Origin of the sequence: Zhongshania aliphaticivorans (assembly GCF_001586255.1) — a bacterium.
Lineage (GTDB): Bacteria > Pseudomonadota > Gammaproteobacteria > Pseudomonadales > Spongiibacteraceae > Spongiibacter > Spongiibacter aliphaticivorans.
Window position 1 is genome coordinate 3698667 of sequence record NZ_CP014544.1, and the last position, 21723, is coordinate 3720389.

The 21723-nt window shown below is 51.5% G+C and carries 18 protein-coding genes; 7 read left to right on the plus strand and 11 right to left on the minus strand.

Going from position 1 to position 21723, the window contains the following annotated elements; all coding sequences use genetic code 11:
* Positions 1-22: 22 nt before the first annotated feature.
* The 3 genes from ftsX to ftsY are packed head-to-tail and all read right to left on the minus strand — an operon-like array spanning position 23 to position 2827.
* The gene (ftsX, locus tag AZF00_RS16425) at positions 23-1045 is read right to left on the minus strand and encodes a permease-like cell division protein FtsX (RefSeq protein WP_008252270.1); all 1023 of its coding nucleotides are present in this window, start codon (positions 1043-1045) and stop codon (positions 23-25) included.
* Entirely contained in the window at positions 1032-1712 is a 681-nt protein-coding gene (gene ftsE, locus AZF00_RS16430) for a cell division ATP-binding protein FtsE (protein ID WP_008252272.1), read from the minus strand. Before ftsE ends, ftsX begins: the two co-directional genes overlap by 14 nt.
* Positions 1709-2827: a signal recognition particle-docking protein FtsY gene (ftsY, locus tag AZF00_RS16435; RefSeq protein WP_008252274.1), complete on the minus strand. Its 1119-nt coding sequence runs from the start codon at positions 2825-2827 to the stop codon at positions 1709-1711. The genes ftsE and ftsY overlap by 4 nt, the downstream gene beginning before the upstream one ends.
* 86 nt (positions 2828-2913) lie before the next feature.
* On the opposite strand from ftsY, the gene rsmD reads away from it, so the two are divergent.
* From rsmD to AZF00_RS16460, 6 genes are all read left to right on the plus strand, one after another.
* Entirely contained in the window at positions 2914-3531 is a 618-nt protein-coding gene (gene rsmD / locus AZF00_RS16440) for a 16S rRNA (guanine(966)-N(2))-methyltransferase RsmD (RefSeq protein ID WP_008252276.1), read from the plus strand.
* Positions 3532-3595: 64 nt separating this feature from the next.
* Positions 3596-3976 carry a hypothetical protein gene (locus tag AZF00_RS19380; RefSeq protein ID WP_040804010.1) on the plus strand — a complete coding sequence of 127 codons (381 nt, stop codon included), beginning with the start codon at positions 3596-3598 and terminating at the stop codon, positions 3974-3976.
* A 127-nt stretch (positions 3977-4103) separates the two neighbouring features.
* On the plus strand, positions 4104-4607 hold the full coding sequence (locus tag AZF00_RS16445) for a DUF411 domain-containing protein (protein ID WP_062384236.1): 504 nt from the start codon (positions 4104-4106) through the stop codon (positions 4605-4607).
* The gene (locus AZF00_RS16450) at positions 4607-5881 is read left to right on the plus strand and encodes a TolC family protein (RefSeq protein ID WP_062384239.1); all 1275 of its coding nucleotides are present in this window, start codon (positions 4607-4609) and stop codon (positions 5879-5881) included. The genes AZF00_RS16445 and AZF00_RS16450 overlap by 1 nt, the downstream gene beginning before the upstream one ends.
* Entirely contained in the window at positions 5874-7124 is a 1251-nt protein-coding gene (locus AZF00_RS16455; RefSeq protein WP_062384244.1) for an efflux RND transporter periplasmic adaptor subunit, read from the plus strand. The genes AZF00_RS16450 and AZF00_RS16455 overlap by 8 nt, the downstream gene beginning before the upstream one ends.
* Positions 7121-10222, plus strand: coding sequence for an efflux RND transporter permease subunit (locus AZF00_RS16460; protein WP_062384247.1), 3102 nt, complete (start codon positions 7121-7123; stop codon positions 10220-10222). The genes AZF00_RS16455 and AZF00_RS16460 overlap by 4 nt, the downstream gene beginning before the upstream one ends.
* Here AZF00_RS16460 and AZF00_RS19850 read toward each other — a convergent pair.
* Positions 10219-10809, minus strand: a complete 591-nt coding sequence (locus AZF00_RS19850; RefSeq protein WP_062384250.1) for a TetR/AcrR family transcriptional regulator — start codon at positions 10807-10809, stop codon at positions 10219-10221. The genes AZF00_RS16460 and AZF00_RS19850 overlap by 4 nt on opposite strands.
* Positions 10810-10935: 126 nt before the next feature.
* Here AZF00_RS19850 and AZF00_RS16470 point away from each other — a divergent pair, with 126 nt between their 5' ends.
* Positions 10936-12141, plus strand: coding sequence for an NADH:flavin oxidoreductase (locus AZF00_RS16470; protein WP_062384253.1), 1206 nt, complete (start codon positions 10936-10938; stop codon positions 12139-12141).
* 39 nt (positions 12142-12180) lie between these two features.
* Here the strand turns inward: AZF00_RS16470 and AZF00_RS16475 are convergent, their stop codons facing one another.
* The 7 genes from AZF00_RS16475 to AZF00_RS16505 all read right to left on the minus strand — a co-directional run bounded on the left by AZF00_RS16475 (position 12181) and on the right by AZF00_RS16505 (position 21722).
* Entirely contained in the window at positions 12181-13737 is a 1557-nt protein-coding gene (locus AZF00_RS16475; RefSeq protein ID WP_062384255.1) for a cellulase family glycosylhydrolase, read from the minus strand.
* 97 nt (positions 13738-13834) lie between these two features.
* On the minus strand, positions 13835-14284 hold the full coding sequence (locus AZF00_RS16480; RefSeq protein ID WP_156474871.1) for a styrene oxide isomerase: 450 nt from the start codon (positions 14282-14284) through the stop codon (positions 13835-13837).
* Between the two features lie 5 nt (positions 14285-14289).
* On the minus strand, positions 14290-14802 hold the full coding sequence (locus AZF00_RS16485; protein WP_062384262.1) for a nitroreductase family deazaflavin-dependent oxidoreductase: 513 nt from the start codon (positions 14800-14802) through the stop codon (positions 14290-14292).
* 146 nt (positions 14803-14948) lie between these two features.
* A complete protein-coding gene (locus tag AZF00_RS16490) occupies positions 14949-18311 on the minus strand; it encodes a transglutaminase family protein (RefSeq protein WP_062384266.1) in 3363 nt (1120 codons plus the stop codon).
* A 304-nt stretch (positions 18312-18615) separates the two neighbouring features.
* The gene (locus tag AZF00_RS16495) at positions 18616-19575 is read right to left on the minus strand and encodes a hypothetical protein (RefSeq protein ID WP_062384269.1); all 960 of its coding nucleotides are present in this window, start codon (positions 19573-19575) and stop codon (positions 18616-18618) included.
* Between the two features lie 165 nt (positions 19576-19740).
* On the minus strand, positions 19741-21123 hold the full coding sequence (locus tag AZF00_RS16500) for a tetratricopeptide repeat protein (protein ID WP_008252307.1): 1383 nt from the start codon (positions 21121-21123) through the stop codon (positions 19741-19743).
* The gene (locus AZF00_RS16505; RefSeq protein WP_008252308.1) at positions 21123-21722 is read right to left on the minus strand and encodes an energy transducer TonB; all 600 of its coding nucleotides are present in this window, start codon (positions 21720-21722) and stop codon (positions 21123-21125) included. Before AZF00_RS16505 ends, AZF00_RS16500 begins: the two co-directional genes overlap by 1 nt.
* Position 21723 lies beyond the last annotated feature (1 nt).

Here is a 21723-nt window from a genome sequence, read left to right on the forward strand (position 1 = left end):
CATGATTTACTAAAATAAACACTTATTGCGGTTCAATCGCCCGCAACTCTCGCCCAACCACCAGCCAGGCACCCAGCAATCCTAGACCACCCGCAAACAGCCACAACAATAGACTGTCGAGCACGCCTAAACCCAAAAGCTGAAAATCACTTTGATACGACACCGACAATTCAGCAATAGGCGCCCGCAGCCATAACAGGCCACTTTGCACCAAGACCCACGCCGCCAACCCACCACTCAAGCCATACCAAAAGCCGGTATACAGAAAGGGCCGACGTACAAAGGCATTGGTGCCACCAACTAACTTTACGACCAAGATCTCACTGCGCCGACTTTCTATAGCTAATTTAATGGTATTGCCAATAATCAGCAATACACCTACCGCGAGTATCCCCGCCAGCGCGAGCGTTAGCCGACGCCCCAACTCGGTAATTTGATTTAAGCGCTGCAGCCACGCCATATCGAGCTTGGCGAGTTCAACTTCGGGCAACTTTGCCAAAGCCTCCTGAAGCTCGGTTACCGCAGCCGCCGAAATATTGGCCTCACGAGGAGTCACCACAATCAAGCCCGGCAGAGGGTTGCTGTCTAATTGGTCAAGTACATCGCCGAAGCCTGAACTGGCGCGAAACTCCGCCAACGCGGCCTCCGGCGAGATATATTCAGTGCTCTGCACCCCGTCGCGGGCGGCAATGCTGCGTCGCAGATTCTCGGCCTGACTCGCGGACACATGGGGCTTTAAAAACAAAGAGATGCGGGCCGCGCCCTCCCAACCACTGCTTACCGCCTCGATATTATTCAAGCCAATATACAGGCTCGTCGGCAGTGCAAGTGCAATGGCAATGACCAAGCTGGTTAATAAGCTTGCCGCCGGACGACGTAATAGACGCTGCAAACTGTCCAGCGCAACTTGGCGATGATGGCTGCGGTAGCTGGCAAGACGATCACGCAAGCCCGTTTTATGGCGGCGCGCGCCCTTAACGTCTTTGCGGGCGGCGGGCGACTGTAATTGCCCCAAGCGCCGTTTATTAAGCTTATTCTGGGCCATTATCGGCCCCTCCTGCGGTAACGAGGCGACCATTGCGCAGGGTGAGTAAGCGATAAGGCATTCGAGCGATCAACGCTAAGTCGTGGCTTGCAATTAATACCGTGACACCAACCTGCTTGAACTGCTCAAACAAATGCATAATTTCAGCCGAGAGCTGGGGGTCAAGGTTACCGGTGGGCTCATCGGCCAGCAATAAGGCCGGTTTATTCACTACCGCCCGAGCAATACCCACCCGCTGCTGCTCGCCACCAGACAAGGTAACAGGATTTTTACGCTCTTTATCCAGCAAGCCCACCTTGTCCAGCGCGGCGCGAACACGGCGGCCCACGTCACGATGACCGTAGCCAGCAATAATCAGTGGTAACGCAACATTGTCATATACGCTGCGATCAAATAATAATTGGTGGTTTTGGAATACCACGCCCACTTCCCGGCGCACTTCGGGAATATGACGCACCGCCAACTTCGACAGATTGCGCCCACCAACAATAACTTGGCCGGTGCTGGCGCGCTCCATCACCATAATCAGCTTCAGCAAGGTGCTTTTTCCGGCGCCGCTATGGCCGGTTAAAAACCGCATTTCGCCACGGGGAATATGAAAACTCACATCGGTGAGTGCCTCATGACCGCCTTCGTAGCGTTTGCTGACTTGATCAAATTGAATCATTGCTGTTTTTGTGTCCAGCCAAATAAGGCGCCAACAAACTCTGAGGCGCGGAAGGGACGCAGATCTAAAATACCTTCGCCGACCCCAATGAAGCGAATAGGAATGCCCAGCTGCTTGCTTATCGCAAACACAATGCCGCCCTTGGCAGTGCCGTCCAGCTTGGTCAAGGTCAGGCCGGTCACGCCGACCGCCTCCTGAAAATGCTTAGCTTGCGCTAAGGCATTTTGACCAGTCCCCGCATCTAGCACGAGCATGACCTCATGGGGCGCCTCGGGGTCGAGCTTCTTCAGCACGCGCACCACCTTCTTCAGCTCTTCCATCAAATTGTCTTTATTGTGCAAACGGCCTGCGGTGTCCGCAATCAAAATATCGACTTTACGCGACTTGGCGGCTTGCAGCGCATCGAATAACACCGAGGCGCTATCAGCGCCAGTGTGCTGGGCAATGACCGGCACCTCATTGCGTTCGCCCCACACCTGCAGCTGCTCTACCGCTGCCGCGCGGAAGGTATCGCCCGCCGCAAGCATGACAGAACGGCCACCAGCTTGAAATTGCTTGGCCAGCTTACCAATAGTGGTGGTTTTGCCCACGCCGTTAACCCCGACCATAAGAATGACGTAGGGGCCGGGGCCGTCGGGAATCACCAATTCTTCTTCGGCAGCCGCTAGCAAAGTACTCAATTCTTCTTGCAGAGCGACGTAGAGCGTTTCAGGGTTATCCAATTCTTTACGAGAGACCCGCCGGGTGAGATTGCCAATAATCTCTTGAGTGGCATCCACTCCAACATCGGCCATCAGCAAATGGGTTTCAATCTCTTCGAGGAGCTCGTCGTCGATCTCTTTACGACCGAGAAAAAGATTGGCCATGCCCTCGCCCAACTGGGCGCCGGTCTTACTCAGGCCTTCGCGGAAACGCACCAGCAGGGAGGCCTGCTCTTCTGGCGTTAATTCCAGGTGTTGCCAAGGCGCGATTTCTTTATCGTCGATAAAGCCTTCCGCCGCCGCCAGCGCCGCCTGATCTTCTTCTGAGCCGACAAAAGACTCCTTAAAGCGGGCGAATAAGCCCTTCTTGACGACTTCGGCTTCGATCTCGGGCAGCTTTGAATTCTCTGTCATGCGGGTATTTATATTCCGTTAAGGTTTACAGTATAAATAAAAGCCGTATCCTACCATTTCTCTGAGTAACTGGCACCGGAAACACCATGCCCAAAGCCCCCCGCAATTCAGGCCCCCAAACGACCACAAGCACCCGCCAACAAGGCAGCTTGAGAATCATCGGTGGCCAGTGGCGCAGCCGCAAGCTCGATTTTGAGGGCGCCGCGGGTCTGCGGCCGACCAGTGACCGCATACGCGAAACCCTGTTTAACTGGCTTAACCCCACTATTCACGGCGCCCGTTGCCTCGATTTATTTGCCGGTTCTGGGGCATTGGGGCTCGAGGCGCTATCGCGCTATGCCGCACACTGCGACTTTGTCGATACAGATCGCAACAGCTGCCAGCAAATACGCCAGCAGCTTGAGAATTTGCGCTGCCCCCACGCCACGGTGCACAGCAAAGAAGCCTTAGCATTTCTGAACAAAAGCGCGCAGAGCTACAATATTATTTTTCTGGACCCACCATTTCACTTGGACTTGCTCGCGCCGGTTATCGGCACCCTAGCTCGCCACGCCCTTAAGCCCCACACCCAGATATATATAGAAACCGCCAGCGACGAGGCGCTACCCGCCTTACCCGCCAATTGGCAAATCGACAAAGAGAAAAAGGCAGGGCAGGTGGTTTATCGACTGATATCGGTTGTGGAAGAAGCGCCACTAGCTTGACGCGCTGGCAAAGCAAGTCGAGAATAGCTGAACTACCCCTACGCATTTGGCTGTAGCTACCTAGATGACACATAGGCTAACCAAGCATTTACATATTATTTTGCTGTTACTGAGTTTACTAGCTCAGTCCTATGCCTATGCCTACGCACCCTGCCCAGAACAGATGGATATGACTTCACCGTCTGCGCTAATGATGCCTGCCGATCACAGCAACATGGACATGGCCCATCCCACAGTCACACCGACACTGAGCGACACCAGTCACAACTGCTGCGACACCCAGCAAAGCGACTGCCCGAAAAGTAGTTGCGCCACCGCTGCACTACTGACTAACAGTAGTGTGATTGGCATTCATTCAACATCACTGACTCTCGCCCAATTTAGCCTTCGGCACCCCAAACCCGCCCCACGCCCCAGCCTGTACCGCCCGCCCATATACAGCTAACACAGGACAATTGCGCCTATTTGTCGCGCTAATTTCTGTTAATCGACCAAGAGCACGACAGCATCAACACGTCTATATGCCCGCCTTGGTTTATTGATTTAAAAGCTATGTTTATCGCGGAGCGATCATGACTATTTCTAAACTTAAAGCCTATCTGTTTCTTTTTGTAATCGGTGCCGCAATAAGCACCTATAGCCAGGCTGAAACTGCAGCTGCAACACCCCAGCTTGCACCTAGCACGGCATTATCAGTACACAAAAATCCCAACTGCGGCTGCTGTGGCGTCTGGATCGAGCATGCCCAGCAGCACGGTTTCACCACCACGGTTCAAAACCATGTAAACCTCAATGGCCTAAAAGCGGAGCTTGGCATTCCCGTCGGTTTGCAAGCCTGCCACACTTCAGTCTCTAGTGACGGCTTTGTGTTTGAAGGCCATATCCCAGCTCGCTATATCACCCAGTTTTTAGCCGAAAAGCCCAGCGGCGCCCGTGGCTTGATTGTCGCAAACATGCCCATGGGCAGCCCCGGTATGGACATGGGTCGCGGCTTTCAGCCCTATGACATTTTGCTGCTATTAGACAACGGCAACACCGAGGTGTACGCCACCATTAATAGCAAAGCGCAACAGTAATGGGCAGCGCAAATCGACGTCGCCACCAAGTGGCGTTAGCTAGCCTGTGCCTGCTCATATCTGGCGCGGCGGCAGGCCTCAGCCTAGACCGCGCCATTCAGCTTGCCCAGGCCAACGACCCCTGGCAACAAGGCAGCCAGCTCAGGGAAAGTGCGCTGGCTGCCGAAGCAATCTCGGCATCTACCCTGCCGGACCCAATCCTGAGCTTTGGCGCCGCAAACTTACCCACCGACAGCTTCGATATTCGACAGGAGGGCATGACACAGACGAGTATTGGTTTTACCCAGCGGCTGCCGCGAGGGGATAGCCGCTTGCTCATGAGCACGCAAAAACGACAATTAAGTCAGCAGCAAGCCATGTTACGCGCAGATCGCCGAGCTAAGGTGGCCGTTACCGTCAGCCAACTATGGCTAGAGGGTTATCGCGCGGAGCAGAGCATGGCCTTAATTGAACGTACCCGCCCGCTCTTCGAACAGTTACTGACACTGAGCCGCAGCAACTACGGTGCAGGACTTGCCAGGGCTGGACAACAGGACATCATTAGCGCAGAGCTCGCACTCAGCCGTCTGGATGATCGGCTACTCATGTTACAACAACAGCGAGATACCGCACGTGATCAACTTAGCGAGTGGCTTGGCACAGAAGCAATTACGGCGTTCAGCACCGACACTTTTCGCGATATTCGCATTCGAGATATCAAGGATCGTCGCCTAACCTCCGCACTCCAGGCCCACCCAGCGATTCGTGCTATTGAACAAACAATTGCCGTCGCACAAAGCGACGTCGCCCTGCGCCGAGAGCAGTACAAAGCCGAGTGGGCCGTAAATGCTAAGTATGCACACCGGGCAGATGACCCATTGGGCAATGATCGCGCCGATTTATTTTCAATCGGAGTGAGTGTCGACCTGCCCCTGTTTACCGCCAAGCGCCAAGATCAAAACTTGAGCGCCGCCCAAGCCCGCGCCGAGGCCAATCGCACCGACAAGGCCTTACTTCTACGCAAAATGATGGCCAATTTAAAAACCCAGTTCAACCGGCTTCAAGGCATTGACGAACGCCTAACACTTTATAACAGCCGCTTATTGCGCGAAGCCAGGAAGCAAGTCAGCGTCAACCTAAACGCCTACCAAAATGATAAAGGTGACTTTAGGGAGGTGATCCAAGCCCAGATTGATGCGCTCAACGTCGACATTGACGCGCTCAACCTCCGTATTGACCGCCAGAAAACCAGCGTTAACATCGCTTACCTACTCGCCGGAGAACACCATGAGTAGCAGTAAAAATATTTTTATTATTTCAGTTTGCGGTGGCGTTTTACTCGGCGCCTTACTGGGCGTGTATATTATTGCGCCGCAAACCACATCAGCAATAAGCAGCACGGCAGGTGACTCACCACCCGAACCGCTGTATTGGGTCGCGCCCATGGACCCCGACTTTCGCCGTGCTGCCCCCGGGAAGTCGCCAATGGGCATGGACTTACTACCGGTCTACGCCGACAGCAGCGCCAACAAAAACAGCCCCGGCACTGTCACAATTGCTGCTGATGTTATTAATAACTTAGGGGTGCGAACCGCACAAGCCCGCTACGGGGAATTCACCCAAACCATCACTGCACCAGCAACTATTCAGTTTAATGAAGATCAACTTCAACGTGTCCAGCCACGGGTCGAGGGCTGGGTACAAAAACTCTACGCCCACGCAGAGGGTGATACCGTCACCGCAGGAGAGCCACTTTATACACTTTACTCTCCAGCTCTGGTTACCGCCCAAGAACAGTTTCTGATGGCACTAGAGCGCAACAATCAGGAACTGAGCATGAGCGCCGAGCAACGCTTGCTTAACTTAGAAATTGCCCCTTCAATAATTAATGAAATTAAGCGCACTCGTACCGCCTTGCACAGTATTACCCTCTTGGCGCCGCGCTCCGGTGTGCTCAGTGAACTCAATATTCGTGAAGGCGATTACGTCGCGCCCGGCAAGGCCATCGCCACCATCGCCACCTTGGATTCAGTGTGGGCTATAGCCGACATTATTGGCGGTCAGAGCAGCAGCATTGCCATTGGCGATCAAGCAAGCCTAAGTATTGATGGTATTCCCAATCGCACTTGGTCCGCCGCCGTAGAGTATATTTACCCAACACTGAGCGAGGTTAATCGTAGCCAACGACTCCGCCTGAAGATCGACAACGATACACGCATACTTAAACCTAATATGTTTGCCCGCGTTAATTTAACTCAGCAAGCAAACACCAAAAGCGTGATCATTCCCAAAGAAGCTGTCATTCGCAGTAGCGAGCAAAACCGCGTAGTACTCGCTTTAGGCAATGGCCGCTTTAAGGCCGTTGCCGTCAAAACGGGAAAATTCAATGACCGCGAGGCCGAAATCATTCACGGTATTGAGGCCAACGACGAGGTAGTTGTTTCCGCGCAATTTTTATTAGATTCGGAATCCAGCAAAGATTCTGATTTTATACGCATGAATCACAGCAACGCGCCATCGGCAAAGGTTACGCCATGATTAGCCGCATTATTTACTGGTCGGTGGCGAATCGTTTTTTCATCCTACTTGCCACCGCAATTTTAATTGGCGCAGGTCTGTACGCCGTTAAAACTACCCCTGTCGACGCTATTCCCGACCTGTCTGACGTTCAGGTCATTATTAAAACAAGCTACCCTGGGCAAGCCCCGCAAGTGGTTGAAGATCAAGTTACTTACCCGCTGTCCAGCGCTATGTTGGCAGTACCCGGCGCAGTGACGGTGCGGGGCTTTTCGTTTTTTGGCGACTCCTATGTCTATATTATTTTTGATGAAGACACCGCCCCCTACTGGGCACGTAGTCGGGTACTGGAATACCTGAGCCAAGTCAGCCCCAATTTGCCCGCCACCGCGAGGCCACAACTCGGCCCCGACGCCACCGGTGTTGGCTGGATTTATCTTTACGCCCTGACTGACCCGACGGGCCAGCACGACATCAGTCAGCTGCGCAGCCTGCAGGATTGGTTTTTAAAATACGAATTACAAACTGTTGCAGGGGTCTCTGAGGTCGCCACGATTGGCGGCATGGTTAAGCAGTATCAGGTAGAAGTAGACCCGCACAAATTACGCGCCTACAACATCCCCCTCGCCCATATTCAAATGGCGATTCAGCGCGGCAATCAGGAAGTCGGCGCCTCGGTGATCGAAATGAGTGAAGCCGAGTATATTATTCGCGCCAGCGGTTATATCCGCAGTGTCGACGACCTCGGCAATATTCCACTAGGCCAATCTGTAAACGGCTCGCCGCTGCTACTCAAGCATGTTGCCAACATACACCTTGGCCCGCAAATGCGCAGGGGCATTGCCGAACTCAATGGCGAGGGTGAAACCGTCGGTGGCGTAATAGTCATGCGCTTCGGCGAAAATGCCCAGAAAACCATCGCTGGGGTAAAGGCCAAGCTTGAGACATTAAAAAGTGGCCTGCCAGCCGGTGTAGAAATCGTCACCGTGCATGACCGATCTGCGCTCATCGAGCGTTCGGTGAAAAACTTGACCCACAAGCTGCTTGAAGAATTAATCATGGTCGCCGTAATCTGCATAGTATTTTTAATGCATGTGCGTTCAGCTTTAGTGGCCATCATCAGCTTGCCTGTGGCTATTTTAGCTGCCTTTATCGTGATGAAAGTGCAGGGAATTAACGCCAACATCATGTCCTTGGGGGGGATTGCCATTGCCATTGGCGCGATGATTGACGGTGCCATTGTCATGATTGAAAACATGCACAAACATATTCAAGACACGCCACTGACCCCAGAAAATCGCTGGCAGATTGTAGGCCAATCCGCCGCCGAGGTTGGCCCAGCGCTTTTCTTTAGCCTGCTAATCATTACCGTAAGTTTTGTACCGGTGTTTACTTTAGAGGCCCAAGAGGGCCGTATGTTCTCGCCACTGGCCTATACCAAAACCTATGCCATGGCGGCCTCGGCAATTTTGGCGATTACCTTGGTGCCAGTATTAATGGGCTATTTTATTCGCGGTAAGATTTTAGCCGAAAATAAAAACCCTATTAACCGCGCCTTAATCGCTGGCTACCTGCCCGTGCTCCGCCAAGTATTACAACACCCCAAAAAAACCCTAGGCTTCGCAGTTCTTGCCTGCACGATTAGCCTGTGGCCCATTAGCCAGATTGGCAGCGAATTTATGCCCTCCCTCGACGAGGGCGACTTAATGTATATGCCCACGACCTACCCCGCCATTTCTATCGGTAAAGCGCGGGAGTTGCTACAGCAAACTGACAAGCTCATTCGCACGGTACCCGAAGTGAAAACCGTGTTCGGCAAAATTGGCCGCGCCGACACCGCAACCGATCCCGCCCCGCTCACCATGATAGAAACCTATATTCAGTTTCATCCTCAGAGTGAGTGGCGGCCGGGCTTAAGCAAAGACGACTTACGCGCCGAGCTTGATCGGGTAGTTCAGCTACCCGGCGTAACGAACAATTGGGTTATGCCAATAAAAACCCGTATTGATATGTTGGCCACCGGCATTAAAACCCCAGTCGGTATTAAAGTTTCTGGCCCAGATTTACAAACTATTCAGGATATTGGTCAGCGCCTTGAAACCTTACTGCAAGACCTACTAGGCACCACCTCCGTGTATTCCGAAAGAGTCGCCGGAGGCCGCTATCTGAGCATCGATATCCAGCGCGAACAGGCCGCACGTTACGGATTAAATATTGCCGATATCCAACAGATCATCAGCACCGCCATTGGCGGCATGAATATAGGGCAAACAGTCGAGGGTCGAGAACGCTACCCAATTAATTTACGCTACCCCCAAGAGTACCGAGACTCTCCCGAGCAAATAGCCCTGCTGCCCATCATCACCCCGGATGGCCAATACATCGCCCTTGGCGACGTTGCGACTATTGCAATAGAAAGCGGCCCACCAGGTATTAAAAGTGAAAATGCGCGTATCAATGGCTGGACCTATATCGACGTAAACAATGTGGATGTCGGCAGCTATGTCGCCAGTGCCCAGCAACGGCTTAAAGATCAACTTACACTCCCCGCTGGCTACGCATTAACGTGGGCTGGCCAATACGAATATATGGCGCGCGCCAAAGCCAAGCTCAGCTATGTTGCACCACTGACCTTGGCCATTATTGTAGTGCTGCTCTACCTCAATTTTCGGCGGATGACCGAGGTAGCAATTATCCTAGCGAGTCTGCCATTGGCCTTGGTTGGCAGTGTGTGGCTAATGTACCTGCTGGGCTATAACTTTTCGGTCGCCAGCGGTGTCGGCTTTATTGCTCTTGCTGGGGTTGCGATCGAGATTGGTGTACTGATGCTGGTGTATTTAAACCAAGCATGGCGAGGCGCGGACAACACAGACATCAGTGATGAGGACTTAAAGTCCCTGATTATTCGCGGTGCAGGCCTGCGCGTTAGGCCTATCATAATGACCGCAGGCGCTACTATCGCGGGTCTACTGCCGATTTTATCGAGCAGCGGCACCGGTTCGGAAATAATGAACCGGCTGGCTGCACCCATGGTCGGCGGCATGATTAGCGCCGTGATATTAACCCTGCTAGTGATACCGGCAATCTTTTATTTGTGGCGAAAATCTGCATTAAATTAATGATTAGAAAACAGTGAGAACACGCGTTTAATCATAGTGCGGCTGTCGTAGTCGGGATTCATTCCGACCATTAAGGCTGCCTCGGTTAAGCTCCCCACTAACATCCGCATTGCGAACTCTTGATCAAGCTTAGTAAGCGAGGACTTTATCTTCAGCCCGCCCTGCCCTTGAACAAGCATTGCCCGAACCTGTTTAACCACTGCGGTATTAGCCAGGCGCTCCCGCCCCAAAATATGAGGACCATCTACGAGCACAATTTGCACAAAGCCCGGCTGCTGGCAGCAATCGATAAAACAGTCCCACGCTTCATATAAAATACTCAGCGAACTGGGGTCTAATTCAAGCAGGCGATTTAATAATAGACTTTCTTGGGCTTCAACAACGGCTGCAAACAATTGAATTTTATTGCCAAAATAATGATAGATCGGGCGAATAGTCAGGCCGGTGTCAGTGGCAATATCTTCCAGCGACGTTGCCGTGAAACCTTTGTTGGCAAACACGGTAATCGCGCTCGCCAAGACCAGACTGCGGGTTTCTTCGCGCCGTTGCGATTGGGTTTTTCGGGCCGTAGCTTTTAATACGGGCATGGCATACAAACTTCCTATTTAACAGCCTACATGGGCATTCAAGTCATGGCACAAGTTTAACTTGCTGGCCAAGAGAATGATATGTAGCCTAGCTACATATCATTCTCGACGACGACAATAATTATTATGCCTGACACCATTGCCCACGACTCTTCAGCCGCCTGCTTCTCAGCCGCTAAGCTAAACAGCCTAACGTTAAAAAACCGGTTTATTAAGGCGGGCACCTTCGAGAATATGACATCAAACGGCGTTCCCAGCGATGCCCTCAATCGCTTTCATGGCGAGCTTGCCGACGGCGGCATAGCGATGACCACTCTGGGGTATTGCGCGGTGGAAAATGACGGCCGCTTAAATGAAAATATGATGTATATGCACGAGGGCATTCGCCCCCCGCTCAGCGTGTTAATTGCCGACTTACACCAGCGCGGCACCATGGTATCTGGGCAAATGGGCTACTGCGGCGGCTTTTCTAAAAACCGCCACCTCAGCCGTCGCCGCCCACTAGGGCCAAGCTTCGGTCTCAATGGTCTCGGTATCGCCCAGGGCATGTTGTTTTGTGATGCAATGAGCGTGCGTGATATTAATGCCATGGTCGCAAGTTACTCCCGCGCAGCGACTTTCATGAAATCGGTGGGCTTTGATGCCCTGGAGATTCATTTCGGTCACGGCTATGGACTCTGCCAATTTATGAGCCCGAAAACCAATAAACGCAAAGACGAGTACGGCGGCAGCCTTGAAAATCGTATGCGCTTACCACTGCGTGTACTCGCCGCCGTGCGGGAGGCCGTCGGCGACGACTTCCCTCTACTGGGTAAAATCAGCATGACCGAAGGCGTTCGCGGCGGCCTTCACTACGACGACGCGGTGGAAATTAGCAAGCTTTTAGACAAGGCTGGCATCGACGGCATTATCACCAGCGGCGGCACCAGTTCAATGAACCCGATGATCATGTTTCGGGGCGGCAATATTTTACCTGCCATGCTAAAAACCGAGCCAAGCTTGGTTATGCGTTTAATATTGCGCTTAGCGGGCAAGGCGATGTTTAAGGATTACCCCTATAAAGAGCTGTATTTTTTAGAGCAGGCCAAGCGCATTCGAGAAGCAGTTAACTGCAAAATGATTTACGTTGGGGGCGCCAGCAGCCGTGCCAGCTTCGATCAATTAATGGCCGCTGGCTTTGATTTTATTCAGCTAGGACGAAGCTTACTCAGCGACCCGGATTTACCGAATCGCGCCCAAGCTGATGTCAATTTTGTCAGCCGCTGCACTCACTGCAATGAGTGTGTAGCGACGATCGAAAGCCCTGAGGGTATTCACTGCACGCAATTTTGAATCTAAGTCGGAGCCCTAAGGCCTGAGGTGATAGATGAATCACAGTAATTTGCTAACCACGACCTCGACTTCACCCTCGCAACTGTTGTTCTGAAGAATTAACACGCTGTCGTTTGCCGCTGACATTACTGTCGCGCCACTGAGCGTTACTTTATAGCCAGCGGGGTAATGGAGTTTAGGCAGGTAAATTTCGGTGTTAGCATTGGCGGGGCGAATTTGGTAACGATAATGAAAATCACCGCTTATCGTATCAAAAGACAATTCCAAGGGAATACCCGCCGTGGCTTGGGGGTAACTGCGCTCCAACTCCTTTAGCTTATCGAGCTTGGCAGTTGTTAAATCGCGGTCGTCGGCAAACAGACCTTGGGCGCCGCTTTCCTGTGATTGGGTAGTGGGATCATTCCAATTTTTGTAAGCCCAATATTGCCATCCGGTTAAATGATTGTCGGCCAAATTCGCCACCCTATTTAAGAGCACTGGATCATCGCTCGCACCAAATTCGGTCACCAGTTCCACAGCGCCAATTCTTGCACTTGTGATTCGCGCTTGCTCAAAGACCTTGGCCTCAAAGTTTTCACAGGTATCGGGCAGCACATCTGGAATCGGTAGACCAAGATCCGCAGCCTGCAAAAATGCGGTCAGCGGGCAGTAATTGTGAACGGAATAACCGAGCTGAGACTCCCCCGCAATTGGCGTAAATCCGGTCGGTGTGCCAGTGCCACCCGCCAACAACTGCGGTTCAATCCATACCATATTTTTGCGGTCGACATCGCGAATAGCAGAGATCGCCTGCTCAAAAAATGGCTGAATTTCGCGGTCGGATGCTGGACAACCCAGCTCCGGCACAATACAGGTCGCCCACTCTAAGCCGGCCCAGGGTTCGTTCAGCAGGTCGTAACCCATAGAATATTTTTGCTCGGCCCACTTGCTAGCCACAGCCTGCCAAGCAGCGCTAAATCCCTGCCAAATCTGGCCTTGCTCGGCCCATAAATTGTCGAAAGCTTCTGAAACCTGAGGCGTAAAATAATTAAAGGGGAAGCCCAGTGCGGGCGAGCCCAACACCGTGGTCGTTACACCGCTGGGAATGCCCCACTCTGGAACACCTTCGCCCTGATATAGCTCGCCGAGCATATCCTGATGAAAATCGAAGAGTATCCAAATGCCCCGCTCAGCGAGTAACTGCACAATACGATCCCACGCAATGAGATAGCTTTGATCGATTTGCCCCGGCGCATCGGGCGAGACACCAGTCCACAAGGTACCAATACGCGCGCTATTAAAGCCATGCTCCACCAGCCAATCAGCATCAGCAGCGGTGAAACCCTCAAGGTTATTGGGCGGAAAATACGGCGCCAATTTCCATACTAGGTTGACGCCGTGACTGATTACCACGCGATGGTGGTGATCGACCAGCCAACGGCCATCGCGCTGCAAACGCGGCACAGTATCGGGGGTTTGCGCTGGCGCCGCACAGGCATTGCCATTATCACTCACGGATCCCGGCGTAGACCGACCATTGCTTTTGCAGCTCGGTAAAACTGCCGCAAGTGTGAGCACTGTAATGAGTACGAAGAACGGTCGCGCTTTATTATTCATGCTTGCAATCCATTTGCCCGCAACAACCCCGAGGAGGATGGAGGTTATTTAAAATGCTGATACTACCTACATTCCAAGTACCTTGACGGGGAACAGTTCACACTAAGTCGGCACGCTGGCGATAAAGATTCATTACAAATACCGGCAACGCCAGCAGCGGCAGTGTGCCAGGAATATAGAAACCATAAACCACGAGTGCCTCCAAGGCGGTTTCTGGTGCAACAAGACGCTTGCCAATAAACAAGGCATTGATTACTGGTCCAATAATATTCGCATAACAACCTAATACTAAGACGATTCGCGCCACGCCAATAAGCGCGCCACGTAAATTGATACGCAACCAAATACCGGCCACGGCCAAGACCAGCAGGCCATTAATGATGCCCTCCATATGGGCGAATCGCCACGCGCCGTAGCTTGGATCGCTAGTGTCCACGGTGGCAGCGGCGTAGGAAAAACCGATACCCGCCAGCAAACCTAGAAATAAGATGATAAAGCCATGCATTGCCAAACGGCGCTGCTGATCACGGGCCAAAGGTGAGTCCAATATCGTTAATCCTCTGTGTTATCTGTTGCCAACGAGCATATAAAAACGGGAATATCGCGATCAGTCCGAGCTTGGTACTGGTCAAAATCTGGGTATAGACTCAACAGGTGGGGCCACAGCTCACGCTTTTCTTCTGCGCTGGCCTGACGCGCAAGATAACGCTGGGTGGTGCCACCAACCATAATATCGATATTGGGGTCGGCAGCGATATTAAAATACCACAGCGGGTGTTTCTCCATTCCGCCTTGCGAGGCAACCAACAGCTTTTTGTCATTCCAAGGCAGGTGGATCAAGGCTATTTCCCGACGCTCGCCGGATCGCCTACCCGTCATCCCAACGATACAAATTGGAAAGCCGCCGGGGAAATTCTTCATTAAGCGGCCACTGCTTTTCTTGTATACCCAAACATTAAAGCGGGTGAAATATTTCATCACACGCTGGACAGTAGCCTGCCATTTAACCGGGATAGCGTCGACTTCGTCGCGACGGGTTTTGACGTAATCAAATTTGTTCGTCATTTTATTATTCTCAATCTTGAGTTTGGCAACGACCTATACCAATCTACCACGTAAGAAACCAGCTGCCAGTTGCAAAAAAGGCCATGCGCTAGTGCAATTTCTCACTCGCGACATGGCCTTAATGTTGTGGACAAACCTTACTGTTGTTAACCGATCCAGTTTGGCTTACGACGCAAATCCAATGTATGGGGATACTCCCCCGGCGCTTCCTCCGGCGGCGGCGCCAAGGGGCGCGGCGGCTCAGTAAAGAACTCCCGCACTGCGTCCAAATCCGGTCGTGGCGTATAGGGACCGGGGGTATGCTCTAGCGTGCCAAAGCGATTGCCACGCCGAGCCTCCGCTTCCATTGCATTCACGGGGAAGGTCTCGTAGCTGCGCCCGCCGGGGTGAGATACATGGTAGCTACAGCCACCCATAGAGCGCCCAGTCCAGGTATCGATTAGATCGAATATAAGCGGCGTGTGCACTCCGATGGTAGGGTGCAAGGCGGATGGCGGCGCCCACGCGCGGTAGCGCACACCGGCCACATATTCACCGTGCGTGGCGGTATTGCGCAGCGGCACGCGCCGTCCGTTACAGGCAAGTATATAGCGGCCATCGGTTAGCCCAGTGACCTTCACCTGCAAACGCTCCACCGATGAATCCACATAGCGAGCGGTGCCGAAACTACCCACTTCCTCACCCAGCACATTCCACGGTTCAACCGCCCAGCGCAGTTCAATTTCAATCTCGTCGAGCTTTACTCGGCCATAATGCGGAAAGCGAAACTCCTCAAAGGGTAATAGCCACTCCGCCTTGAAGGGATAGCCATGCTCCTGCAGGTCGGTGACGACTTCGTTCATGTCCTGCCACAAATAATGCGGCATCATAAACTTGTCGTGCAAAGCCGTACCCCAGCGCACCAGCGGCTTTTTATAAGGTTCAGCCCAAAATCGACCGACCAAGGTGCGAATCAATAGTGCCTGAACCAGCGCCATGCGGCTGTGCGGCGGCATTTCAAATCCGCGAAACTCTAACAATCCCAAACGGCCGGTAGCGCTATTTGGCGCATACAGTTTATCAATACAGAATTCAGCGCGATGGGTGTTGCCGGTGATATCAATCAGCAAGTTCCGCATTAGCCGGTCAACCAGCCAAGGCTGATCCGCCAATCCTTCGGGCATTTGCTGAAAGGCTATCTCCATCTCGTAGAGCATTTCGTCCCGCCCTTCATCGACGCGGGGCGCCTGACTGGTTGGGCCTACAAACGCACCAGAAAATATATACGACAAGCTTGGATGGTGCTGCCAAAAGGTGACCAAACTGCGCAGTAAGTCCGGGCGGCGCAGGATCGGGCTATCGGCCGGCGTGGCGCCGCCAAGGGTGATATGGTTGCCGCCGCCGGTACCGGTATGACGACCATCGAGCATAAATTTTTCAGCGCCCAAGCGACACTCTCGCGCTGCTGCGTAAAGCTCAGTCGTGTTTGCAACCAGCTCCTGCCAATTCGACGTTGGGTGTACGTTCACTTCAATGACGCCTGGGTCTGGCGTAACCAGTAGCTTTTGGATACGTGGATCACGAGGTGGTTCATAGCCCTCAATGATGACGGGCACAGCCAGCTCATCGGCAGTTTCTTCAATAGCCGCTACCAGTTCAATATAGTGTTCTAAACTGTGTAAGGGCGGCATAAAGACATGGACTTTACCGCCCCGCGCTTCAATACACATCGCAGTGCGAACCAGTGGCACACTGTCGTCGACTGCGTCAGCAACTGCCCTACTCGCAGCGTGTAATTTCTGCGGGGTTGGCGGGTTCGATTCCAGTGGAAAATGAATATCCTCTCGTGTCTGTAAATTACCACGAGGATCAAAGGGGTCGCGATCAGCGGGTATATCTGGTGCTGTTGATTCAGGCAAATCTCCTAACGGCAGGCGTAAACCCATTGGCGAATCACCCGGTGTCAGGATAAGGCGCTCACGTTTTACATTCCAAATACTACTCGTCCATTCGCCACTAGCGGGATCGCAAGCCAAAGGCACTATATAACCGCTAGGATCTTTAAAACCCTGTTCTAGTAGCCTAGCCAAACGGCGGCGACCTAAATCGTCACTGATTTTGGCGGCGAGAATATCTATATTTTTAGGAATTTTTTGTTCTTGTAAAAGATAGTGCAGAGCATCTTCGTACGCGGGCTGCACATAGTCCTTGGGCAAGCTCAATAATCCAGCCAATGTAACGGCAAATTTTTCCGCGTTTTTAACGGTGTGGCCATAATCCTGATCAACCCGCGCTAATAATTCAGGCTTGGTCCAAAGCGCCTCACCATCTTTACGCCAAAATAGACCCAGCGCCCAGCGCGGTACTTCTTCACCGGGATACCACTTGCCTTGGCCGTAATGCAATAAGCCCATGGGCGCAAAATGATTGCGCAATTTCAATAATAAGGTCTTAGCCAAACGCAGCTTATCGGCGCCAAGGGCGTCAATATTCCACTGCGCGGATTCCATATCGTCTACCGACACAAACGTCGGCTCGCCTCCCATTGTTAGGCGAACATCTTTGGCCACCAGATCGCGATCAACCGCATCTCCAAGCAAAAGAATATCGGCCCACTGGGCGTCGCTATAGGGCTTGGTGACCCGGGGATCTTCATGGGCACGCTCAACTTCATTGGAGTAGTCGAACTCTACTTCACACTCATCGGTGTAGCCTTCGATCGGGGCCGCAGAGACCGGGTCCGGCGTGCATGCCAGCGGTATATGGCCTTCGCTGGCAAACAGGCCAGAAGTAGGATCTAGCCCTATCCACCCTGCGCCCGGAATATACACCTCGCACCAGGCATGCAAATCGGTAAAATCCTTTTCTGGACCACTGGGGCCATCCAAAGATTTCTCGTCAGAGCTCAGCTGCACTAAATAACCCGACGCAAAACGTGCAGCTAAACCTAGATGACGGAAAATTTGTACTAACAACCATGCTGAATCTCGACATGATCCCTTGGCGAGGCTCAGCGTTTCTTCTGGTGTTTGCACACCTGGCTCAAAGCGTATGCAATATTCTATTTTCTTTTCGAGTATCTGATTCACTTCAACCAAAAAGTCGTTCATTCTTCTTGGCGCTTTAGAGATCGACCTTACTAGCTTATTAAAAACTTTCCCTTGTTTTTCCTTTTCCAAATAGGGAGCAAGCTCTTTTTTAAGCTGTTTCTTATAGTAAAAGGGGAAGTTTTCAGCGTATTCTTCAAGAAAAAAGTCAAAGGGATTTATCACCGTCATGTCGGCGATAACCTCTACCTCAATAGAAAACTTATCGGTTTTCTCAGGAAACACTAAGCGGCCAAGGTAATTCCCAAAGGCATCTTGTTGCCAATTTAAAAAATGCGCCTCTGGAACGACCTTCATGCTATAGCTATGAATTGGGGTGCGGCTATGCGGCGCTGGCCGAAGGCGAATAATGTGAGGTGACAAGTTAACTAAACGATCAAACTTGTAATAGGTTTTGTGGTGAATTGCCACGCGAATTGTCATTACATCTCCTGCGGAAACCGCATTTCAATCAAAGCTGATTGATCATTAAGTGGCCAAGCAATCGTCCACCATATCGCCCTTATCTCAGGGCAACGGCAGACCCGACAAAATATACGCCTACCCTATGCAATAGCTACTGCATTAGTGTGACACGGCCTATGCCTTTATGCGCAGACAAGCTTGAACAAGCATATTCCGCGCCACTTTTAATGCACGGTATTCAATTCGACTTAGCACAAACCGAGAGCCGCACTGAATATTCCGGTAACGCTAAGATCGATATTATTGTTTAAGCAAGCCATGGCTAATGGGAAAAATAGACGTCCAGCTTAATAGTAAAGCTCGCCTCGGCATTCCATCCATCCGCTTTAGGAAAAAAGACTTCGGGGCTTGCCGTTACAAAAACCCACTCTTCATAAAGTTTGTAGGTGTAACTGGTGCCAACGAAATAGGCTGTTAATTGAGCTTGAAACTCATTGGAAAAAACCAAGCCCGCGCGGTACTCCATGGCAGTCCGATCCGAAAGCCCCTGAGTTAAGGAGTAGACATGCACGTTTTGGAAAAAATCATACTGATCTTCATACTCAAGCACCGTCCAATAGCGCAAGCCCATGCGCTCACCTAAAGGTCTCGTCAGCTCAAACTCCGAGGTCTCACCCCAGCCTCGGTCGCTGAAATACCAAACTTCCTGCAAAAACTCAGGCGTCCATTCGCCCCATTTATCAAAGGGTCGGCGCAAACGATAGCGACCAAAACCAACCAGTGGCGCGCGCAATTTGACACCGACACGAGCGGATCGTTTCCATTTATGCCACTCACTATCAGGGCTAATTTCGATCCCTGACACAGATTCTTTGCGATTAAAACGTTCGCCGGTGGAATTGCTCCGCACCCGCTCTTCTAGCGAGTTTTCACTCGCCTCGTCGCTGCTAAAAAACAATTTCATTTTGCGCTGAGTATTGGGTAAATCAAACTTCGCTTTCACCCGGACGTCAGTCTGAATTTCGCCGTGTTCCTCCCAGGTCTGCTTAAATTGGAGTTTCACGTAGCTTTCATTTTTGTAATCTGGGGGGGCATCCTCTTTACTGAAGTAGCGGTCGACGCCTTCGGCAAAATCGACCCAGGACTCTGACCATTCATCACGAGTCTCTTCAGCGCTTAATAACGATCGAGTGATAAAACTAGACTGGGGAGTATCAGCGTCGAGTGAGCGGGCGAAGGCAGGGGGAACATAAAGCAGGGCGATAGCACAGTACAGCATCATTATATATCTGCACCGACGGCAAAAGCTCAAACCCATGACTGCTACCAACTTCATTGACGTCTAAAGACTATAGAAAGCGCAGCTGTTAACGTCCACTAAACAGTGCAAAATACACAAACAAAAAAGGCACCCGCAGGTGCCTTTTCACAAAACATCAAGTTTAGATCAGCCGTCTTTCAAGGCTTCTTGACGCTCCAGTTCTTTTTCCATGAACTGCATCCACTGCTTAGCATAGTCCTTGGATTTCTCGCTTTTTGCTGCTTCTTTAAAGGCCTTTTTGGCACCCTCGTATTCCTGCAGGTTAAAACGAGCCATACCCAGCACTAAATAGGCGGTATCTGGACGCTTGAGGTCACCCTTTTTGAATGCGTTTTCAATTGCCTTTTCAGCTTTATCAAACTCATCATTATCGAGGTATATATTCCCTAAACGCGACCAAAGCTCACCTTTATCAGACTTGGCAGCCGCTTTTTCCATTTCTGGAATTGCGCGCTTTAGCTCCTGAGCCTGACGCCAAGCGTTACCCAGCAATTCGAGATTCTTAGAGGTAGCAGGGATATCGCCTTTCTTAATCCCTTTATCCAGAACCTTAGCTGCTTTATAGGGCACTTCCTGAGACAGGAAGAGATACGCCATGTTAATTAGCTCTTTGTCATTATCCAGAACACCTTCGGTGTATGCCGTCTCCATTGCTGCAGTCGACTTACTCTCCATTTTCAGCTCGTTATACATGGCTGAAAGTTGAAGCCAATAGGCTTTCTTCTGGTAGTGCTTCAGCGTTTCTTCAAGAATCGCAGTTACACGTTTAATGTCGTTCTTTTCATAGTACAAATAGCGCTGCAAGCCCCACCATTGCTCTTTAGGAACCTTGCCTCGGCTGGTGTAGTCATTGATAGCGACCTCAATGTACTTCAGCGCCTTGTCTAAGTCCTTTAGCTGGTAGTAACCCTGCGACAATAATGCGTAAGCACCAGCGCCCGGATCTTCTTGCATCTCTTGCTTTGCCTTAAACCATTCCAAAAGAGTGTTTACACCGTTTCTGTAATCCTCTTTCACGAAGTAAAGCTGAGCAATGGTGTATTTAGTATTTAACTCCATCGCTTCCGGAATATCCGGCTGCTTAACCACGTTGCGGTATGCATCCAAGGCCAAATTGTACTTTTCTTGCGTAAAATAAATAAACGCGTACATATTATAGAGGTTGGCAAGCTCATAGCTATTGAGTGAATTCCGTCCTTCTTTATCGCGGAGTTCATTCAGTAGGTTAATCGCCTGACTGTATTTTTTTTCGTCCGCAGCCATCTGCGCTTCATTTAATTTTTCATAAATTTTAGCGCGGATTGCTGGTGTTCTACGTGTGCTACGCTTGGGCTTCTCTGATCTGTCGGCAGCGTGGGCAATACCCACGCTTAGCTCACCAACCAGCGGCTGCACGGCGGTGCTTACCACCGGCAGAGCTAGAACAGTGGCAACACCTAAGACCAGAGAGCAGCCCAGCTTGACCAACACCGGACGCATCGCTTTAGTGCTCGAGTGATAATCAGACATTATTTTTCCAACTCATAAGTGAACCGGTTTTGAATGCCCGGCACCTCAATAGGCTCGCCGTCGGACACACGCGGTTTGTACTTAAACTTCTCTGCGGCTTTTATAGAAGCGCGCTCAAAATAACCGGACGGCTCGCAGTCGACTGCCACGATATCACGGGTAGTACCCGCTTTTGTTACCGTGTACTCAACCGTACAATAACCCGTAACACCTCGACTCTGCGCACGACGCGGATATATCGGTGCAACTTTGACGATTGGCAAATATTCACCATCTGAGGCGGAAAGCCCCCCGGCGGTATTTGTTAAATCGACACTCTGAGCTGGCGTCATATTGACAACATCCATATTTGGATTGATGTCTTCCATCTCAGGCTGCTCCATATCCGGCGGTGGCTCATCTGGCTCCTTCGGCTTATCGGGCTTGCTGTCCTTCATTGTTTCAATCTTGGTGTCCGGCATTTGAATATCGGCCAGCTTTGTACGCGGTTTTTCATCCAGCGTTTTATCAGCCATCTCGATAAGCGATGGCATTATGATGAACAGCGCTGCTGTCACCACAAATGCCAATGCGGCACCATATAAAAGTCGAATATTCATA